The sequence below is a fragment of the Ruegeria sp. CDSA246 genome (assembly GCF_059611225.1).
In genome coordinates this window covers 115800-134441 of record NZ_JBXWPD010000015.1, presented here as the reverse complement: position 1 = coordinate 134441, position 18642 = coordinate 115800, and the positions used below count along the sequence as shown (strand labels likewise).

The 18642-nt window shown below is 56.7% G+C and carries 16 protein-coding genes; 7 read left to right on the top strand and 9 right to left on the bottom strand.

Annotated elements, in window-relative coordinates:
* Positions 1-113: 113 nt before the first annotated feature.
* Positions 114-998 carry a hypothetical protein gene (locus AC2FI9_RS18525; protein WP_496769689.1) on the top strand — a complete coding sequence of 295 codons (885 nt, stop codon included), beginning with the start codon at positions 114-116 and terminating at the stop codon, positions 996-998.
* Positions 999-1222: 224 nt separating this feature from the next.
* On the top strand, positions 1223-2158 hold the full coding sequence (locus AC2FI9_RS18520) for a hypothetical protein (protein WP_496752482.1): 936 nt from the start codon (positions 1223-1225) through the stop codon (positions 2156-2158).
* A gap of 453 nt (positions 2159-2611) precedes the next feature.
* Here the strand turns inward: AC2FI9_RS18520 and gyrB are convergent, their stop codons facing one another.
* Together gyrB and AC2FI9_RS18510 are read right to left on the bottom strand one after the other, a co-directional pair.
* On the bottom strand, positions 2612-5029 hold the full coding sequence (gene gyrB, locus AC2FI9_RS18515; protein WP_496724219.1) for a DNA topoisomerase (ATP-hydrolyzing) subunit B: 2418 nt from the start codon (positions 5027-5029) through the stop codon (positions 2612-2614).
* Between the two features lie 125 nt (positions 5030-5154).
* A complete protein-coding gene (locus tag AC2FI9_RS18510; RefSeq protein ID WP_496769686.1) occupies positions 5155-5727 on the bottom strand; it encodes a TetR/AcrR family transcriptional regulator in 573 nt (190 codons plus the stop codon).
* A 99-nt stretch (positions 5728-5826) separates the two neighbouring features.
* Between AC2FI9_RS18510 and AC2FI9_RS18505 the strand changes: the two genes are divergently transcribed.
* Positions 5827-6393, top strand: a complete 567-nt coding sequence (locus AC2FI9_RS18505) for a carboxymuconolactone decarboxylase family protein (protein ID WP_108861618.1) — start codon at positions 5827-5829, stop codon at positions 6391-6393.
* On the opposite strand, the gene recF is transcribed toward AC2FI9_RS18505, so the two are convergent.
* The 6 genes from recF to mutM form a co-directional block, all read right to left on the bottom strand.
* Positions 6390-7487, bottom strand: a complete 1098-nt coding sequence (gene recF / locus AC2FI9_RS18500; RefSeq protein ID WP_496769695.1) for a DNA replication/repair protein RecF — start codon at positions 7485-7487, stop codon at positions 6390-6392. The genes AC2FI9_RS18505 and recF overlap by 4 nt on opposite strands.
* 59 nt (positions 7488-7546) lie before the next feature.
* Positions 7547-8668, bottom strand: coding sequence for a DNA polymerase III subunit beta (gene dnaN, locus AC2FI9_RS18495; RefSeq protein WP_496769684.1), 1122 nt, complete (start codon positions 8666-8668; stop codon positions 7547-7549).
* Positions 8669-8896: 228 nt separating this feature from the next.
* Positions 8897-10282 carry a chromosomal replication initiator protein DnaA gene (gene dnaA / locus AC2FI9_RS18490; protein WP_496726659.1) on the bottom strand — a complete coding sequence of 462 codons (1386 nt, stop codon included), beginning with the start codon at positions 10280-10282 and terminating at the stop codon, positions 8897-8899.
* Positions 10283-10822: 540 nt separating this feature from the next.
* The gene (rpsT, locus tag AC2FI9_RS18485; RefSeq protein ID WP_496726660.1) at positions 10823-11086 is read right to left on the bottom strand and encodes a 30S ribosomal protein S20; all 264 of its coding nucleotides are present in this window, start codon (positions 11084-11086) and stop codon (positions 10823-10825) included.
* A 232-nt stretch (positions 11087-11318) separates the two neighbouring features.
* Positions 11319-12095 (bottom strand): acryloyl-CoA hydratase, encoded by a 777-nt coding sequence (acuK, locus tag AC2FI9_RS18480; protein WP_496726661.1) that lies wholly within the window; start codon positions 12093-12095, stop codon positions 11319-11321.
* Positions 12096-12161: 66 nt separating this feature from the next.
* Positions 12162-13013, bottom strand: a complete 852-nt coding sequence (gene mutM / locus AC2FI9_RS18475; protein WP_496769682.1) for a bifunctional DNA-formamidopyrimidine glycosylase/DNA-(apurinic or apyrimidinic site) lyase — start codon at positions 13011-13013, stop codon at positions 12162-12164.
* 86 nt (positions 13014-13099) lie between these two features.
* Here mutM and ubiE point away from each other — a divergent pair, with 86 nt between their 5' ends.
* Positions 13100-13852: a bifunctional demethylmenaquinone methyltransferase/2-methoxy-6-polyprenyl-1,4-benzoquinol methylase UbiE gene (ubiE, locus tag AC2FI9_RS18470; protein WP_058272973.1), complete on the top strand. Its 753-nt coding sequence runs from the start codon at positions 13100-13102 to the stop codon at positions 13850-13852.
* Positions 13852-15381 carry a 2-polyprenylphenol 6-hydroxylase gene (ubiB, locus tag AC2FI9_RS18465; RefSeq protein WP_496769679.1) on the top strand — a complete coding sequence of 510 codons (1530 nt, stop codon included), beginning with the start codon at positions 13852-13854 and terminating at the stop codon, positions 15379-15381. The genes ubiE and ubiB overlap by 1 nt, the downstream gene beginning before the upstream one ends.
* Before the next feature lie 95 nt (positions 15382-15476).
* Here the strand turns inward: ubiB and AC2FI9_RS18460 are convergent, their stop codons facing one another.
* Positions 15477-16652, bottom strand: a complete 1176-nt coding sequence (locus AC2FI9_RS18460) for an acetyl-CoA C-acyltransferase family protein (RefSeq protein ID WP_496769677.1) — start codon at positions 16650-16652, stop codon at positions 15477-15479.
* Between the two features lie 118 nt (positions 16653-16770).
* Here AC2FI9_RS18460 and AC2FI9_RS18455 point away from each other — a divergent pair, with 118 nt between their 5' ends.
* Complete coding sequence (locus tag AC2FI9_RS18455) at positions 16771-17334, top strand: helix-turn-helix domain-containing protein (RefSeq protein ID WP_496769675.1); 564 nt, start codon at positions 16771-16773, stop codon at positions 17332-17334.
* 109 nt (positions 17335-17443) lie between these two features.
* The gene (locus AC2FI9_RS18450) at positions 17444-18628 is read left to right on the top strand and encodes a glycine C-acetyltransferase (protein ID WP_496769674.1); all 1185 of its coding nucleotides are present in this window, start codon (positions 17444-17446) and stop codon (positions 18626-18628) included.
* Positions 18629-18642 lie beyond the last annotated feature (14 nt).

The window sequence follows — 18642 nt, the reverse complement described above, 5'->3', positions numbered from 1 at the left end:
TAATCAAACCAACCAGATGAGCCACATCCTCTCTTAGATCAGAGCGCCATCTGTCCCAAAATCCCTGACGACGGACAAGCAATACCTACGAAGTCCCCTTGTCAGGGCGAAGCTTGATTTCTATCGAAGGCGAACTTTCGGATTCGATTGCGAGTTATATCGGCCAGGATTACGGCGTCGTGTATCGCGACATCGACTCTTCGCTTGTCAAAGCAAAGATTGACCCAAGCGTCGACAGCTATGCGTGTGTCGCCCGTGCGCATCGCTACCGGCTTGCCATGAATGAAACAACTTATCCCGCTGCAAGGGAATGTCTTGAGCGAGCTGTTTCCAGAGACGCGCGATACGCCGAAGCTTGGGCTATGCTCGCATACCTTCGCTTGGACGCCGCGCGGTACGGTTATGATGCGAATTTGGCGCCAGGGACAGGGATCGACTCGGCTTACGAGGCTGCTGCGAGAGCAATTTCTATCGACCTCTCAAGCGTTGAGGGTTACAAGGCGCTGGCACATATCGAGCAGATCCGGGGCAACTTAGACACCTCGATTTCTTACGCCCGTGAGGCAGTAAGGCTGAATCCCAATGCGCCGGACGCAGTCGGCCACCTAGCAACCCGATTGGGATACCTCGGCTACCTTGATGAGGCAGTTCCCCTCATGGAACAGGCCATCGAGCGCTCTGTTGAGCCGCTCCCATTTTACTACCATATTCTGGCTATCGGACACATGATGAACGAGGAGTGGGAGCAGATGTTCGATGCCGCTAGCAAATCAGTGGTCAACGGTTCCAGCGTGGGACACGGCCTTTTGGCAGTTGCGTATGGAGGGATGGGAAATCGCGAGGCAGCGGGTGTCCATTTGGAGCGCATGGCCGCAGGCTGGCCTATGCTGGCCAGCGACCCCGCCAAAGCGCTAAAGGCGCAACATATCGATCCGGGGATAAGCGCGGTATTTATTGAAGGTTTAGAGAGAGCTGGTTGGGCGCCCGTCGCCCAATAGCACAAGGCTGAGAATTCAATCAATGGATTACCCAATGGGCTTCTGTTGCCAAAAAATAGTGCAGACCGACTGCCTCCCATCGCAATACTATGCGAGCTGTTATGGCATTACACTGACCTGTTAAAAACTTGGGACCAGTGAAAATTCTCAGAATATTCAAAGGGTCTGCTTCGTATGGACTACAGTGAACTCACGACGAAGAGCCTCTAGTTGGAGGAGCAAGGGTGCCGACTAAGTTCGATGGAAGATTGCTCTCTTGGAGTACGGCGTTGGCAATATGTACAACAGCCGTACTCGTCATACTGCTTGGCGGTCAGGTCGTTGCGTTTGGTGGTATCGCGGCAGTCGGGGGTTATTCAGCTGGTTTTTTAGGGTCTGTCTTTTCTAGTCTTGTTTCTAACGCCAGAACGTTTGCGATGGTGCTGGTGAGCATACTGTTATGCACACTCTTCCCGCTTCAGTGGATCGCCTTTCTGTGTGGTTTTGTCTTGATTAGTTGGGCTGCTTTTGAAGGGTACAAGAACGGTGGTTTTGCGACAGTTCCTGCATTGAACGGATTGCTCTTGTACTTACTGATCCCACCCGACGAGCGTATTGCCGTTCATGTTTTGGTTTTTCTGGCCGCGGCAACAGTCGGTAGTTTGCTCAGCGCTTGGCTTAACTTGGCGGGTTCAGCAATACGATCTCCCATGACTTTCAAGGAAGCAATTTCTGTTTGGCTATTCTTAATTGTCGGCATGAGTCTAACGTCATTTCTCGCTCACGTAATCGGAAACCAAAAATCCTATTGGCTTTCGTTGTTGTTCGTATTCCGCGTCTTGGCTCCACTTCAAAAAGTGCCTGATGCTGCATTGCGGTTTGGTGTTGGCGTGGCGCTTGGGTCTTTGGCAGCCCTATGTTTGGAGTTCAGCGGCTTGTCTCATCAAGGCTTATTGATCCTTGGGTTTGCTTCCGCTGTCATAGGCGTGCACAGAATAGGTGGTAACACGTTATGGACCGCGATGTTCTTTACTATTGCCACACTGTTGGTGACGGCCCCAACGCTTGAGTTTGCGGTCTTCCGAATAGAAGCGGCAGCAATGGTAGTCTTCGTAGTCGGAGGGCTATCATTCCTGATCAGTTGGTGTTGGGAACTGATCGAAAGTCGTTCCGAAAACTAAAACCGCAAATCTTCCCCCTTTTTTGATACCCCCAACGTCTTCTTCGGAGAATGACCGCATGGCGGATGCGGGCAAATGGCCAAGAAGTCTTGTAGGTGCTCAAAGCTCTCCAGCGCGCCATATTCCAATCAGTTTTTTGATCTTAACCCTTGCTCTACTTCCGAGCCAGCGAAGCTTAGGCCCAGAATACTGAGAACATAGACTTCTGTTGCGACCTGTACGCAATACTTTGCAAAGTCAGCTTTCTGCGCATCGCAGACCTTCGCGAGAATCCCAGGTTCCTTAGGGAGGCCCTTTGCGGGATTGAGCAATGCAAAGGGCCATTACCGCAACGACTAAGCCATATACTAATTGAATTCGTCGCTAATGCAGACAAACGCACAGCGCAAAACTATGGGCGAACTACGCAAACTTATGGGGTGTGCGAAGTGCTATGCGCAAACCTACAAAATCCTAGAAATCCAGGTTCTCCACGCTCAGGGCATTTTGCTGGATGAACTCGCGGCGTGGTTCCACCACGTCGCCCATCAGTTTGGTGAACAGATCATCCGCTTCGACCATGTCGTCCACCCGCACCTGCAAAAGCGTACGTGCGTCCGGGTCCAGCGTCGTTTCCCAGAGCTGATCCGGGTTCATCTCACCCAGACCCTTGTAGCGCTGCAGCGACAAGCCCTTTTCACCTTCTTCCAGAATGGCGCGCAGCAGATCCAACGGGCCGTGAATTGCCTGTGACCGGTCGCGACGGACCAGCGTAGCCGGGGTGTTGTAGATCTCTTGCAGACTTTGCGTGAAGCTGCCGGTCTTGCGCGCCTCGCCCGAGCGCAGCATCGGACCGTCCAAGGTACGCACCTCTTCCACGCCGCGCAAAATACGGGCAAGACGAATTCCGTGATCCTGTGTGATCCGGCCCTGCCAGCCGCGTTCGTATTCCAGCGCGATGAGGTCGAGACGCGCGGCGACCTTGTCTGCAACGCCCTGCAAATCCGCATCGACCGCGCCTGGCACGAAGGCACCTGCAACGGCGGCCTGTTCCAGGATGTGGCGTGGATAATGGGTTGGGAAGGCGTCCAAAACGCGCTTCAACTGACGCGCTTCGTCGACAATGCGCGTCAGATCCTGACCCAAGATCTCTTCGCCAGAACCGAGCTTCAGAACTGCCCCTTCGACACCTTGGTTGACCAGGTATTCATCCATCGCCGCCTGATCCTTCAGGTACACTTCGGATTTACCGCGCGCCACTTTGTAAAGCGGCGGTTGGGCGATGTAGAGATAACCGCCCTCAATCAGCTCAGGCATCTGCCGGTAAAAAAACGTCAACAGCAATGTCCGGATATGCGCACCGTCGACGTCCGCATCGGTCATGATGACGATTTTATGATAGCGCAGTTTTTCGATATTGAACTCGTCTCGCCCGATCCCGGTACCCAGCGCCATGACGAGGTTGCCGATTTCCTGAGATGACAACATCCGGTCAAACCGTGCACGTTCAACGTTCAGGATTTTACCCTTGAGAGGCAAAATTGCCTGAGTTTGCCGATCGCGGCCCGTTTGCGCTGATCCGCCCGCGGAATCACCCTCAACCAGGAAGACTTCGGTTTTGGTCGGGTCCTTTTCCGAACAATCCTTGAGCTTACCGGCCAGAAAATTCACATCCATCGCCGTTTTGCGGCGGGTCAGCTCGCGCGCCTTGCGGGCAGCTTCACGTGCCAGAGCGGCCTCGATAATTTTGCCAACGATAATCTTGGCCACGTTCGGATTTTCTTCGAACCATTCAGCCAGCTTTTCGTTCATCAGACCTTCGACTGCAGGGCGCACTTCGGATGACACCAGCTTGTCCTTGGTCTGGGACGAGAATTTAGGGTCGGGGACTTTGACCGACAGCACACAGGTCAGACCCTCGCGCGCATCGTCGCCGGTAAAGCTGACCTTTTCCTTTTTCGCGATCCCGCTGGTCTGGGCGTAGTTGTTGATGGTCCGGGTCAGCGCACCGCGGAAACCGGCAATATGGGTTCCGCCATCGCGCTGTGGGATGTTGTTGGTGAAGGGCAGGACTGTCTCGTGATAGCTGTCGTTCCACCACATGGCGATTTCGACACCGATATCGTCACGCTCACCCTTGATATAGATCGGTTCGGGCATCGCGGACGTCTTGGAGCGGTCCAGGTATTTGACAAATTCCTTGACGCCGCCTTCGTAAAACAGCTCGGTCTCCAACCGCTCTGCCGGGCGTTCATCAATCAGAATGATCCGTACACCCGAGTTCAGGAAGGCCAGTTCGCGCAGACGCTTTTCCAGCGTCTCGAATGAATATTCCAGGTTTGAGAACGTATCCAACGACGCCAGAAACCGCACCTCGGTTCCGGTCCGGTCACCGCAGTCAGCGACAACTTTCAGGTGTTCAACCGTCTCACCGCCCTCGAACCGTGCGACGTGTTCTTTGCCGTTACGCCAGACGCGCAATTCCAGCCAGTTCGACAACGCGTTCACAACCGAAACGCCAACGCCATGCAGGCCGCCCGAAACCTTGTAGGAATTGCTGTCGAACTTGCCGCCGGCATGCAGCTGGGTCATGATCACTTCGGCGGCAGAAACACCTTCTTCGGGGTGAATATCGACGGGAATTCCGCGGCCGTTATCGCTGACAGATACACTGGAGTCGGCGTGAATTTTGACGGTTACATGGTCAGCGTGACCGGCCAAAGCTTCGTCAATTCCATTGTCCACGACCTCGTACACCATATGGTGCAGGCCCGAGCCATCGTCCGTGTCGCCGATATACATACCGGGGCGCTTTCGAACTGCCTCTAACCCTTTGAGAACTTTAATGGAATCTGCACCGTATTCCTGGGGTGCCTGTGCGTCTTCGGACATGCCGTCAGTACCTATATTATTTTGGTAACTTATACGTTTTCTGGGGGGGATTGTCACGCGCTACCCCAACATTTTGTGTCGGTCTTGCGTGATTTCGTTTCTTTCGGCAGCTGACTGCCGAATCCCTATAAACGGTCGATATCGGCCGCTATATCCGCTGCGATTTCATGGGCGTCGACATCACTGCGCTCGGCCGACAACCGCAGCCCCAAAAGGTCAGATTGATAGCGCGTCGCCAGTCGGTTCGGATCGTGGCTTAGGGCGATATCCTCGGCCTCTTGCGCCTGACGGAACAGGTCCGCAAAACAGGCCTTCATCTCGGACATGAGGATACCCGCCTGCCCCGCCAGTTCGTGATCCTTGGCCTGCAATTCAGCATAGGTCTTAGCTAACATGCAGGCTTTTGCTGGCGCTCCGCTGGCCTCGATCACCAAACGCGGCTGCGCCTTCAAAGCTTCCAATGGTCCTAACCGGTCAGCCAGAGCCTTCAGTCGCGCGACACCCTCTTGTGCGTAGCGTTGCAGTGCCAGCCCATACAAAGCATCCTTGGACCCAAATGCCGCATAGAAACTGCCGGGTTTCAACTTCAACTCGCGTTCAAGGTCTTTCAGGGATGTGCCAGCCCAACCCTGACGCCAGAAGATATCCCTGGCCCGGGCAATCAGGTCATCACGGTCATATTCGGGTTTGCGAGGCATCATCTTCACCAATTCTTGAACGGTTGCTCAAATATATACTTGAGTGATCACTCAAGAAAGACTATTTCTGCCTGAACGCGCCAGAAAAGGAGTTCCGACATGGCCAATTTCCCGTCACATGATCTCGAATCCGCCCCCGAAGGGTCCAAACCGTTGCTGGAGAAATCGCAGGCCGCTTTTGGTCGCCTGCCCGGCCTGCACAAGGTCATGGCCGAAAGCCCCCAGCATCTTGAAGGCTATCAAGTTCTGCACGGCCTGTTCATGCAGACCGATTTCGACAACGACGAAAAAACCGTCGTCTGGCAGACCATCAACGTGGAAAACGAATGCCACTATTGCGTACCCGCACATACCGGCATCGCCAAGATGATGAAGGTTTCGGACGAGATCACCGAAGCCCTGCGCAATGAAACCCCGCTGCCGTCGGCCAAGCTTGAAGCACTGCGCACCTTCACCCTGCAAATGATGGAAACCCGCGGCAACCCGACCGAAGCACAGCTGCAGGCGTTCTTTGATGCGGGCTACTCGCACCGCGCAGTTTTGGATGTGGTTCTCGGCCTGGCGCAAAAAACCATGTCGAACTACGTGAACCACATGGCAAAAACCCCGGTTGACGAAGTCATGCGCGGCTTCCTGTGGGAACGTAAGGTCGGCGAGCCGGCCTAAGCGGACACGACCGAGCCCTCAAAGCCATCACTCACGATCAATGATTGGGCTCGGTCGCCCAGTTCCGCAAACAGCTCAGGCCCGGTGCCCGTCATCCAGGCCTGAGCGCCCAGCGCACAAATCTCATCATACAGCGCCGCGCGCCGATCCGCGTCCAGATGCGCCGCCACCTCGTCCAACAACACGATCGGGGGCGCGCCAATCATACTCGCCAAGGCCCGTGCGTTCGACAGGATCAATGAGACCAATAATGCCTTCTGCTCACCGGTCGAGCAATCCTTGGCCGGAACGCCCTTGGCAGCGAACACCCCGTACACGTCTGACCGATGTGGTCCCACCAGGGTACGTCCAGCCGCCAGATCCCGGAACCGGCTTTCACTTAGTGCTTCGCGCAGATCCGCTTCCGTTTTCGGCATCGCACCTTCAGTCTGAACCAACTCCAAGTCCGCCGATGGAAACGCGGTTTCCGCCTGATCCTGCGCCGCGCGCAGATGATCAAGCGCTGAAAGTCGCGCCGCGTGGACGCGGTGACCAGTCTCCGCCATCTGCCCTTCAAGTGCGGTATACCAATGCGCGTCCCGCACCTGCTCTTTCAGCAGGCGATTCCGTTCGCGCATGGATTTTTCGTAAGTCAAAGACGCCTCAGCATGGGCTGGGTCGAAACTCAGCGCGATCCGGTCCAGAAAACGCCGACGTCCTTCGGCCCCCTCGATCCAAATCCGGTCCATTGACGGGACCAACCAGACAATCCGCGCCAGCTTGCCCAGATCAATCTGGCTAGACGCCTTGCCATCAATGCGAACCTGCCGCGCGACACCGCCCTCAGACCAGGTTTCAATCTCGTGATGTCGCCCCTGCGCCTGCAGCAACCCGGACAGTTTCCAACCCAGCGCCTCGGGGCGTCGGGTCATTTCGGCCGCGCTGGCCCGCCGCATTCCGCGACCGGGGGAAAACAGGGACACCGCTTCCAGGATGTTGGTCTTGCCCGCCCCGTTCGGCCCGTGAATCGCAACAGGCCGACCATCCAAAGACAGTCGCGCCAGCTTGTGGGACCGAAAATGCGAGACGGTAAGCTCGGTCAGGGCCAAACCCATGACCCCTCCCTTCATCTTTTCAAAAATACTCCCGCCGGAGGCATCGCACGTCCGTGCGATCAGACGCGCATCGGCATGACGACGTACACGGCGCTCTGGTCACCGCCCTCGCGCATCAGGGTCGGGTCGGCGGCTGAATTGAACAGGAAAACGGCGTTCTCACGATCCACCTGCGAAGCGATTTCCAGCAGGTATTTTGCGTTGAACCCGATCTCCAGGCGCTCATCACCATAAGCGACTGCCAGTTCTTCCTCGGCCGCGCCGCTGTCTGGCGCGTTGACCGACAGCACCAGCTTATCGGTATCCAGCTGCAGCTTTACGGCACGAGACCGTTCGGACGAAACTGTCGCAACCCGGTCCACAGCCTGTGCGAACTCGGCCGCGTCAACTTCCAGCTGGCGTGTATTGCCCTGCGGAATAACGCGTGTGTAATCCGGGAACGTGCCGTCGATCACTTTTGAGGTCAGCGTGATATCCGGGGTTGCAAATCGCACCTTCGTTTCGCTGACCGACACAGCGATATCCATCTCATCGTCGTCCAGAAGCTTGCGCAGTTCGCCCACGGTTTTGCGCGGTACGATCACACCGGGCATGTCTGCAGCGCCATCGGGCAGATCCGCATCGATGCGCGCCAGTCGGTGGCCATCGGTGGCCACACAGCGCAGCACCTTGCCGCCATCGGATCCGTCGGCCACATGCATATAAACGCCGTTCAGATAGTAACGCGTCTCTTCGGTCGAGATGGCAAATTTCGACTTATCGAACAACCGGCGCAGCAAGGCTGCCGAGGCCGTAAAGTTCGACTGGTATTCCGAGGACGCCATCACCGGGAAATCTTCCTTCGGCAGCGTCGCCAATGAGAAATTCGACCGGCCTGCTTCAACCGTCAGACGACCTGCGGCGCTGTCGGCGGTCAGTGTCACCAACGCGCCATCCGGAAGCTTGCGCACGATCTCATGCAAAGTCGTTGCGGCGACCGTTGTAGCCCCGGCTTTTTCGACCTGCGCAGGCGCCTTGTCGACAACTTCGATATCCAGATCGGTCGCCCGGAACATCGCCTGATCGCCTTCGGCTTCGATCAAAACGTTGGCAAGTATGGGAATGGTGTTGCGGCGTTCGACAACAGATTGGGCCTGGGAAACGGCCTTGAGAAGGGTGCCGCGTTCGATGCTGATCTTCATACCCTTAATTCCTCTGACTTGCGTGCCGAAATAGGCGGGACTGGCACGTTAGCGGTTCCGCCCTGAGGCACAAGGATTTTTTATGGATTTCTCGGTCGGATTGCCCAAAGCGTCAAGGGCCGCGTGGCCCAGCAGGCACAGTTCATTTCCATCCGTGGAAAATAGCGCACAAGAAAACGCCCCGGGCGTGAGGGTCCGGGGCGTTTCTAACGTGATATGGGTAGGAGCTCAGGCTTCCAGCGCGCGCCGCAGCATTTCCACATCTTCGGCAATCTGGCCGTCTGTGGTTTTCAGCTCTTCGATGCGTTTTACGCCGTGCATGACAGTCGTGTGGTCACGTCCTCCGAACCGGCGGCCGATTTCCGGCAGCGACCGGCTGGTCAGTCGCTTGCACAGATACATCGCAACCTGACGCGGGCGGGCATAAGACCGCAGGCGTTTAGGCCCAATGATGTCGGACAGGCGGATGTTGTAATAGTCTGACACTTTACGCTGAATCTCTTCGACAGTGATCTTGCGCTCGGATGCGCGCAGCACATCGGCCAGGCAGTCCTGCGTCAGCTCCATGTCGATCTCGCGCCCCACCAACGAGGCAAAAGCGAACAGACGGGTCAGAGCGCCTTCCAGCACGCGAACATTGGTTGAGATCCGGTGCGCCAGGAACTCCAGGACGCCATCGGCAATTGTCAGGTCGGGATATGTGCTGCTGTATTGCTGCACCTTGTTTTGCAGGATGCCCAGTCGCAGCTCATAGTCGGTTGGGTGCAAATCGACCACCAGACCACATTGCAGACGCGATTTCACCCGATCCTCAAGGTCTTTGATCTCACCCGGGGCGCGGTCGGCCGAGATGATGATCTGCTTGTTCTGGTCTACCAGCGCATTGAATGTGTGAAAAAACTCTTCCTGTGTCGAATCTTTGCCGGCGATAAACTGCACATCGTCCACCATCAACACGTCAACCGACCGGAACAGATGTTTGAAGTCCATCATCCGGCGTTCGCGCAAGGCCTGCACAAAGCGGTACATGAACTGTTCCGCCGACAAATAGAGCACGTTCAACTCGGGGTGCTTTGTTTTCAGCTCCCATGCAATAGCGTGCATCAGGTGCGTCTTACCCAGACCAACGCCACCGTAAAGAACCAGCGGGTTGAAGGTCACAGGACCACCTTCAGACACACGACGCGCCGCGGCATGGGCCAGTTCGTTGGGTTTGCCAACGACAAAACTGTCGAAGGTAAAGCGGGAATCCAGCGGCGCGGCCTGCAAGGACTCAAATGCCCCATTCGCGGCTTCCATCTGCGGCGCAACAGGTGCATCCCGCACAACTGTCGGCTCGGATTCGGCCTCTGCCTTAGGGCGCGCCGGTGAGTTGGCAGCGACGCGAAAGGTCAGTCGTTGAACCGTTTCCCCTGCGGTGTTCATCTCATACAATATGAGATCCGCAAAGTTCTGACTGACATAGTTGCCCATGAAATTTGTCGGCACGGAAAACACCGCTACACCGTCCTGCAGCTCTTGGAATTCAAGAGGTTCGATCCAGGTCGTGTAGTTGTTTTTTCCGATGGCCTTGAGCAACTTGTTACGTAGTAGTCCCCATTTCTCTTGTGTCATTAAGCGCCTCACGCATCCCATTCTTTATTGGCCTGTCGGCCTTATTGCTATTTTCCGGTTGCCCGGATTAAGCTTTCACACGCAAAAGGGTAACCAACGCCAAACCGCAGAAGTTTGGCGGGTGTGTTTTGGAAAGTCCGCACATCCCTATTTTCCGGCGCTCCATACCCGGAACGCCTTAAAAACAGGGTTGCGCAACGCAATCTCATATTCGACAGGGCTTGGTTCCCTGGTGACCCAAGGACCGCAGCAGATTAGCAAACCAGTTGCCAACATTCGTTCCTGACCGTCCTGATGCCCGTCAGTCTAGTCGTTGGAACAGCCTGTCCCCCCAAGCGAGTGAATCGCTGTAACAGTGGTAGCAAGAGGCCAAGGCATCCGGCAACGAAACTCTGATATTGACTCGTATCTTTCGCCGAAAGAATCTCTCGGGTTTGTGAAGGCGCGGCTTTCCGGCAACAGCAAAAAAAAAGCGCCGCAGGACGCGGCGCATTTTCTATCATTTCACCTTGTTTGGTTGACCCGAGGTCAACCCAGATCTTAGCCCAGCGCTTTTACACGAGCCGACAGACGCGACATTTTACGCGACGCGGTGTTCTTGTGGAAAACGCCTTTTGTGACGCCGCGCATCAGTTCAGGCTGAGCTGCGCGCAGTGCTGCGGTTGCAGCGTCCTTGTCACCGGATGCGATCGCTTCTTCTACCTTACGCAGGAAGGTGCGGATGCGCGAACGACGTGCTTTGTTGATTGCGAAACGGCTCTCGTTCTGACGAGCGCGTTTTTTTGCTTGGGGCGAATTAGCCATGTGTGTCTCTGACCTTTGGTTCGGTACGTTGTCTAGGGTTGCGCGCCACGGAATATCCGCACCGGATCAGAAATCACGAGTGTGAGTCGGGCCAAGCGGGCCGCACGCGCATGTATAGCGGCGGTTACTATCCAAGTTGGCCGGGTTTGCCAAGCCGATTCTTTTGATGCGGATAGCTGGTATGAAAAAGGCGGGCAAAGGCCCGCCGGTTTCGATTTGATCAGGGCACCGATTACTTGTCGCGGAATTGCGCGGCGCGTTTTTCCAGGAACGCGGCCATGCCTTCCTTCTGATCCTCGGTCGCGAACATCGAATGGAACACACGGCGTTCGAACAGCATGCCTTCGCTCAGCGGCAGCTCATAGCTGCGGTTTACCGATTCCTTGGCTGCCATTGCGGTCAACTGCGATTTTTCGGCGATCTTCTGGGCTGCGCCCATCGCCTCATCCATCAGTTTCTTGGCGGGAACAACACGACTGACAAGACCAGCGCGTTCGGCTTCTTCTGCGTCCATGAAACGGCCGGTCAGGTTCATGTCCATGGATTTGGACTTGCCGACAAACCGCGTCAGGCGCTGGCTGCCCCCAAGCCCGGCAATGACGCCAAGATTGATCTCGGGCTGGCCGAATTTGGCAGTGTCCGCTGCGATGATGAAATCGCACAGCATCGCCAGTTCGCACCCTCCGCCCAACGCATATCCGGCAACGGCTGCAATGATTGGCTTACGGATCGCGCACACGCGGTCGTTCAGAGCACCAAACAGGTTCGAGCTGTAGACATCGACAAAGCTCATCTCGGACATCTCCTTGATGTCCGCGCCTGCCGCGAACGCCTTGTCCGACCCGGTGATGACGATGCAGCGCACTTTGTCGTTGCTATCCGCATCTTCCAATGCGGTGCACAATTCTTGCGCCAGCTGTGAGTTCAGCGCATTCAGCGCATCGGGCCTGTCGAGCTTGATAAGGGCGACGTGGTCTTCGATTTCGACGATGATCGTCTCAAAAGCCATGAGATGAGAGTTTCCGGTTGTTCCGTTCAGGTACGATTCCTTACCACGCGAATTCGCTGGATCAAGCTATCTTTGGCATTGCGTACAATAGAAGGATGAGCGACCGGACTGGGTGATTCTCTTGATCGGGGTACCACAACCTTCGGTCCGGCAGGGTTCGCCCTCGCGCCCATAGACGTCAAAGCTGTGCTGAAAATATCCAAGTTCTCCATCGGCTTGGCGGAAATCGCGCAGGGAAGATCCACCTGCTTCGATGGCGTCCTGCAATACCTTCCGGATGATTGGAACAAGTGCAGCGACTCGGGTCGCAGAAATTTGACCGGCTTTGCGACGTGGCGACACACGACCGCGATAAAGCGCCTCGCAAACATAGATATTACCCAGTCCGGCAACGATTCCCTGATCCAAAAGTGCAGATTTGATCGGAGTGTTCTTTCCCCGAAACGCATCGATCAGATGTTGTTCGTGAAAATCATTACCCAAAGGTTCCGGCCCGAGGACAGACAGCAGCTTGTGATCGTCCGCAGTTGCTGTCTGCAACAGGTCCATCGCACCAAACCGGCGCGGATCGTTGAACGTGACACGTGCGCCATTGGCCATGTGAAAGACCACATGGTCATGTTTTTGGATCACCGGATGTTCATGCGCGAATTGCCCCAGCGGATCGCCAGATACGGTCATCCGGCCTGACATGCCCAAATGAATCAGCAGGGTTTCACCGCTGCTGAGATCGGCAAGAATGTATTTCGACCGTCGACGCAATCGCTGAACCGTCTGCCCCGTCAACCGCTCGGCCATCCGCTCAGGGAAAGGCCAGCGCAGATCAGGACGATTCACATCTGCCCGGTCGATCGCCACGCCTTCCATCGCTGGGCTCAGGCCGCGTCTTACTGTCTCGACCTCAGGCAATTCCGGCATTACACGGCTCCTATTCCAAAGGGCCGCATTGTGCCCCGGTTCCAGAGCCCTATAACAGAGGCGAAATTCGAAAAACGGCAAGGCAAATGTCCGACAACAGCGACAAGACCACTCATTTTGGGTTCGAAACCGTGCGTGAGGCTGAAAAGGCCGGGCGTGTGCAGGGCGTGTTCAACTCGGTCGCCTCGAAATATGACGTGATGAACGATGTCATGTCGATGGGCATTCACCGGGTCTGGAAAGACGCGATGATGGACTGGCTTGCTCCGCGCCCAGGCCAGCGCCTGCTCGACGTGGCGGGCGGCACCGGTGACATCTCGTTTCGATTCCTGAAACGCGCAGGCTATGGCCATGCCACCGTTCTGGATCTAACCGAACCCATGCTGGTCGAAGGCCGCCAACGTGCCGAGGCCGACCAGATGGCAGACAGCCTGAATTGGGTGGTTGGTGATGCCATGGCTCTGCCCTTCGACGACAACACATTTGACGTCTACACGATTTCTTTCGGCATCCGGAACGTGACCCGCCCCCAAGAGGCCCTGAACGAGGCGTTTCGCGTTCTCAAACCCGGCGGCCGCCTGATGGTGTTGGAGTTCAGCCAATTGCCCAATGACGGGCTGCAAAAGCTCTATGACCTTTACAGTTTCAACGTCATCCCGCGCATGGGCAAGCTGATCGCCAATGATTACGACAGCTATCAATATCTGGTCGAATCGATCCGCAATTTCCCGGATCAGGAAACATTTCTGGGCATGGTCCGCGCGGCCGGATTTGAAAATGCCAAGTACCGCAACCTGAGCATGGGCATCGCCGCGCTGCATTCCGGCTGGAAAATCTGATGCGCGGACCACACAACATCATTCGCCTGATCCGCACAGGCGCCACTCTTGAGCGCACAGGCGCCATGAACGTTGTGCTGGACGCGTTCGAGGCTCCGCGCGCAATCCGGTTTCTGGCGCATGCTTTGGGAAAACCGTTCCAATGGTTGGGTTACAAAGGCGATCCTGACATGCCCCCCGCCACAAGGGCGCTGACGGCGCTTGGACCGGCATACATCAAGTTTGGTCAGGTACTGTCGACCCGTCCCGATGTGGTCGGGGATGAGTTGGCCGAACAATTGCGCGTGCTGCAGGACAAGCTGCCCCCGTTCTCTAAAGCCGAAGCCATGGCTGAGGTTGAAAAGGAACTGGGCCAGCCGGTTTCCGAAGTGTTCAGCGAGTTCAGTGAACCCATCGCCGCGGCCTCGATTGCTCAGGTCCACAAGGCCAAGCTGGTTAGCACCGGTGAAGACGTCGCCGTCAAAGTTCTGCGCCCAAACATCGAACGCGCCTTCCGCAAGGATGTAGACGCATTTTATTTCGCCGCACGCATCGTGCAGCTATTCGCCCCCGGTGCACGCCGCCTGCGTCCGATGGAGGTGATCGAACATTTCGACGGCGTGGTCCGCGGTGAGCTCGACCTGCGGCTGGAAAGCGCAGCCGCGTCGGAATATGCGGCCAACACCAAGAACGACACAGGCTTCTGGCTGCCCCCGGTCGTCTGGTCCCTGTCTGCCCGCCGGGTGATGACGCTCAGCTGGGCCGACGGCGTTCCGCTGGGCGACAACATCGCGCTGGATGCTGCGGGGCACGACCGCGGCGATCTGGCGGAACGTGTGCTGCGCCTGTTCCTGTTGCACGCGCTGCGTGACGGTTTTTTCCACGCTGACATGCATCAGGGCAACCTGAAGGTCGCGGCAAATGGGGACATCATTGCCTACGACTATGGCATCATGGGTCATATCGACGAATATACCCGCCGGGTTTATGCCGAGATTCTCTTTGGCTTTATTCGCCGCGACTACAAGCGCGTGGCCGAAGTGCATTTCGAAGCTGGCTATGTCCCTGCCGACAGGGACGTCGACGAGTTTGCCCGCGCCCTGCGCGCGGTCGGAGAGCCTATCTTTGGCATGGATGCCACTCATATTTCGATGGGACGCCTACTGAATTACCTGTTCGAGGTGACAGAACGGTTCGGCATGGAAACCCGCACGGAACTGATCCTGCTGCAACGGACAATGGTGGTCGTCGAAGGCGTGGCGCGGTCACTGGACTCGCGCATCAACATCTGGGAAGTCGCGCGCCCGGTTGTCGAAGATTACATCAAGCAATCCATCGGTCCCCGCGCAGCACTACGGGATTTTGGCAAAACCGCCATGGTGCTGGCCCGCTTTGGCCCGCGCCTGCCCGCTTTGGTGGAAAATGCGCTGATCGCGCAGACGCAAAAGGACGACACTAAAAACAAAGGCCTATCGGCGGCCATTCTTCCAGCAACCATCGGCGCCGCTGCTGGCGCCGCAATTGTCCTGATCCTGACAGCCTTCACCTAAGGCATATCCGTCAGCTTCATCTGGCCAAAATATCCTCGGGGCGAATCGCGCAAGCGCGATGGGGGGCAGACAGCCCCCCCTCTGCCCGATCCGGATCAGATCCGCTCGAAGGCAATGGCGATACCCTGTCCGCCACCAATGCACATCGTGACCAGGCCCTTCGATCCGCCGATGCGTTCCAGCTCGTACAACGCCTTAAGGGTGATGATCGCGCCTGTAGCGCCCACCGGGTGCCCCAAAGCAATCGCCCCCCCGTTCGGATTCACCTTGGCTGCATCCAGCCCCAGTTCTTTGTTTACGGCCAAGGCTTGCGACGCGAAGGCCTCGTTGCTTTCGATCACATCGAAATCCTCGATCGACAGGCCCGTACGCGCCAACAGGTTCTGTACAGCCGGAACCGGTCCGATCCCCATAACCTCGGGACGGACACCAGCGTGACCGTATCCCAGAATGCGCGCCTTGGGTTTCAGACCCGCTTTCTCAGCTGCTTCAGCCGTAGCCAGAACCATCGCGGCGGCACCGTCGTTGATGCCGGACGCGTTTCCAGCCGTCACCCGACCGTCCTTCTTGAACGCCGGGCGCAGTCCTGCCAGCGCCTCGGCCGAGGTCTGCTTGGGGTGTTCGTCGACCGTGAAATCGACCATGTCGCGTTTGACTTTGACCTGAACCGGCGCGATTTGGCTTTCAAAATAGCCAGCCCCAATCGCAGTCGCAGCCCGCGCCTGGCTGGCTAGGGCAAATTCGTCCATTTGCTCACGCGTGATCTGATGTTCATCCGCCACGTTCTCGGCTGTCACACCCATATGACCGGTGCCAAAGGGACAATTCAGGGCACCCAGCATCATATCGAGCGATTTAACATCCCCCATTTTCGCACCCCAGCGCGCCTGAGGAACGATGTAGGGGCTGCGCGACATGCTTTCGGCACCTCCAGCCACGGCAAATTCTGCATCACCCAACATCAGAGACTGCACAGCGGACACAATCGCCTGCGCTCCCGACCCGCACAGGCGGTTCACATTCATCGCAGGTGTTTCGTTCGGAATGCCCGCTTGTTTTGCAGCGGCGCGCGACAAGTACATATCGCGTGGCTCGGTGTTGATCACGTGGCCAAAAACAACGCTGCCGATCTGGGTCGGTTCGACCCCTGAACGTTCCATCGCCGCTTCCGTCACCACGGTCGCAAGATCAATCGGCGCGGTTGATGCCAGCGCCCCGCCAAACGTACCAATCGCGGTGCGGGCACCATCAAGAATCACGATGTCTTTCATGTCTCTACTCCTCCGGAATTTGACGGAATTATGCATCTGCGGCATCAGGCTGTCCTATGGAACGTACCGTCACAAGCAGAATTGACATATGACGGACAAACGCGCATGAGATTCCGTCATGACGGAAAACCCAGATGATATCCTGACACGCCTGCCCGCACGCCTGAAAGAGGCCCGCCGTGCCAAGGGCTTGTCGCTTGAAGCCGTGGCAAACCTCAGCGGCGTCTCCCGATCCATGGTCAGCCAGATCGAGCGCGGCGAAAGCAGCCCGACGATCTCGACCTTGTGGAACCTGACCCGCGCATTACAGGTGGATTTCGCGGGTCTTCTGGAGGAAGCGAACAGCGCGAACCAGATCGAAGTCCTCAGGAAATCCGAGGTGCCCAGCATCGACAACATGGGCCAAAACTGTCGGATTCGCATTCTTTCACCGCCCGAGGAAGCAGGTGGTCACGAGGTCTACGATATTGAGTTTGACAAAGGCGGCGCACTAAACAGCCAGCCCCACGCCCGTGGAGCCAGAGAACAGTTGACCGTGCTGGAAGGTGCCGTTCGTGTGACCTCCGGTACGGCTGTCAGTGATCTACAGAAGGGTGATACCGCACGCTATGCGGCGGATGTCGTGCATTCGATTGTTGCTAACGGGGCAGCGCGGGTTTTCCTGATCGTTAAAAACGCCTGACACCTGCAAAATCCGTATTCACGGAAATTTTTCCCGTATACTGTAATTCCCCTATTTGGGAATTATGTCCGCTATGTTAGATATGCGACTCAGATAAACGGAGACCGCCATGGCAGATGCATTCTTGTCCCATATTACGGACACCCTTGCGCAGATCGAATCTGAGGGTCTGTATAAGCGCGAACGAATGATCACCTCGCCTCAGGGCGGTGAGATTACGGTGGGCGACCGGAAGGTCATCAACCTGTGCGCCAACAATTATCTAGGTCTGGCCGATCATCCTGCTTTGATCGAGGCCGCCAAAGGCGCGATGGAACCCAAGGGGTTCGGCATGGCTTCGGTCCGCTTCATCTGCGGTACGCAGGACATTCACCGTGAGTTGGAACAGAAGCTGGCCAAGTTCCTGAACAAGGACGATTCGATCCTGTTTGCCGCTTGTTTCGATGCCAATGGCGGCCTGTTTGAGCCTTTGTTAGGGCCTGAAGACGCCATCATCTCGGACAGTTTGAACCACGCCTCGATCATCGACGGTGTGCGGTTGTGCAAGGCGAAGCGCTATCGGTACATGAACAATGACATGAACGATCTTGAAGCTTGGTTGAAACAGGCGCGCGAGGATGGCGCGCGACATATCATGATCGCGACCGATGGCGTGTTCTCAATGGATGGCTATCTGGCCAACCTGCCAAAAATTTGCGAGCTGGCGGACAAATACGATGCCATCGTCATGGTGGATGACTGCCACGCCACCGGCTTCATGGGGCCAAACGGGACGGGCACGCCGGATCACTTCGGTGTCGACGTGGACGTTCTGACGGGAACCTTGGGCAAGGCACTTGGGGGGGCTATCGGCGGTTACATCGCCGGGCCGCAGCCAGTGATCGACCTACTACGGCAGCGGGCGCGGCCCTATCTGTTCTCAAACTCGCTGCCACCCTCCATCGTCGCCGCCGGATTGGAAGCAATCCGCCTGGTCGAAGAGGGCGACGTGCTGCGCGCGCAACTGTTCGGCAACGCGAAATACTGGCGTGCAGGATTGGAAAATCTGGGCTTTGACCTCCTGCCCGGCGAACACCCCATCATCCCAGTCATGTTGGGCGAGGCGCAACTGGCGCAAGATATGGCGTCGCGCCTGTTCGACGAAGGCGTCTATGTATCGGGCTTCTTTTTCCCAGTGGTCCCACGTGGTCAGGCACGGATCAGAACACAGATGAATGCGGCTCTAACAAGGGACGAATTAGACCGTGCGCTGGCCGCCTTTGGCAAGGTCGGCAAAGAATTGGGAGTGATCTGATGCGCCCCAACACA

Bases quoted from the DNA above. Each gene is read 5' to 3' on its own strand.
- rpsT (WP_496726660.1), bottom strand. From the start codon at position 11,086: ATGGCTAATTCGCCCCAAGCAAAAAAACGCGCTCGTCAGAACGAGAGC.
- ubiB (WP_496769679.1), top strand. From the start codon at position 13,852: ATGCGCGGACCACACAACATCATTCGCCTGATCCGCACAGGCGCCACT.
- AC2FI9_RS18455 (WP_496769675.1), top strand. From the start codon at position 16,771: ATGACGGAAAACCCAGATGATATCCTGACACGCCTGCCCGCACGCCTG.
- gyrB (WP_496724219.1), bottom strand. From the start codon at position 5,029: ATGTCCGAAGACGCACAGGCACCCCAGGAATACGGTGCAGATTCCATT.
- dnaA (WP_496726659.1), bottom strand. From the start codon at position 10,282: ATGACACAAGAGAAATGGGGACTACTACGTAACAAGTTGCTCAAGGCC.
- ubiE (WP_058272973.1), top strand. From the start codon at position 13,100: ATGTCCGACAACAGCGACAAGACCACTCATTTTGGGTTCGAAACCGTG.
- mutM (WP_496769682.1), bottom strand. From the start codon at position 13,013: ATGCCGGAATTGCCTGAGGTCGAGACAGTAAGACGCGGCCTGAGCCCA.
- recF (WP_496769695.1), bottom strand. From the start codon at position 7,487: ATGGGTTTGGCCCTGACCGAGCTTACCGTCTCGCATTTTCGGTCCCAC.
- dnaN (WP_496769684.1), bottom strand. From the start codon at position 8,668: ATGAAGATCAGCATCGAACGCGGCACCCTTCTCAAGGCCGTTTCCCAG.
- AC2FI9_RS18450 (WP_496769674.1), top strand. From the start codon at position 17,444: ATGGCAGATGCATTCTTGTCCCATATTACGGACACCCTTGCGCAGATC.
- AC2FI9_RS18505 (WP_108861618.1), top strand. From the start codon at position 5,827: ATGGCCAATTTCCCGTCACATGATCTCGAATCCGCCCCCGAAGGGTCC.
- AC2FI9_RS18510 (WP_496769686.1), bottom strand. From the start codon at position 5,727: ATGCCTCGCAAACCCGAATATGACCGTGATGACCTGATTGCCCGGGCC.
- AC2FI9_RS18460 (WP_496769677.1), bottom strand. From the start codon at position 16,652: ATGAAAGACATCGTGATTCTTGATGGTGCCCGCACCGCGATTGGTACG.
- acuK (WP_496726661.1), bottom strand. From the start codon at position 12,095: ATGGCTTTTGAGACGATCATCGTCGAAATCGAAGACCACGTCGCCCTT.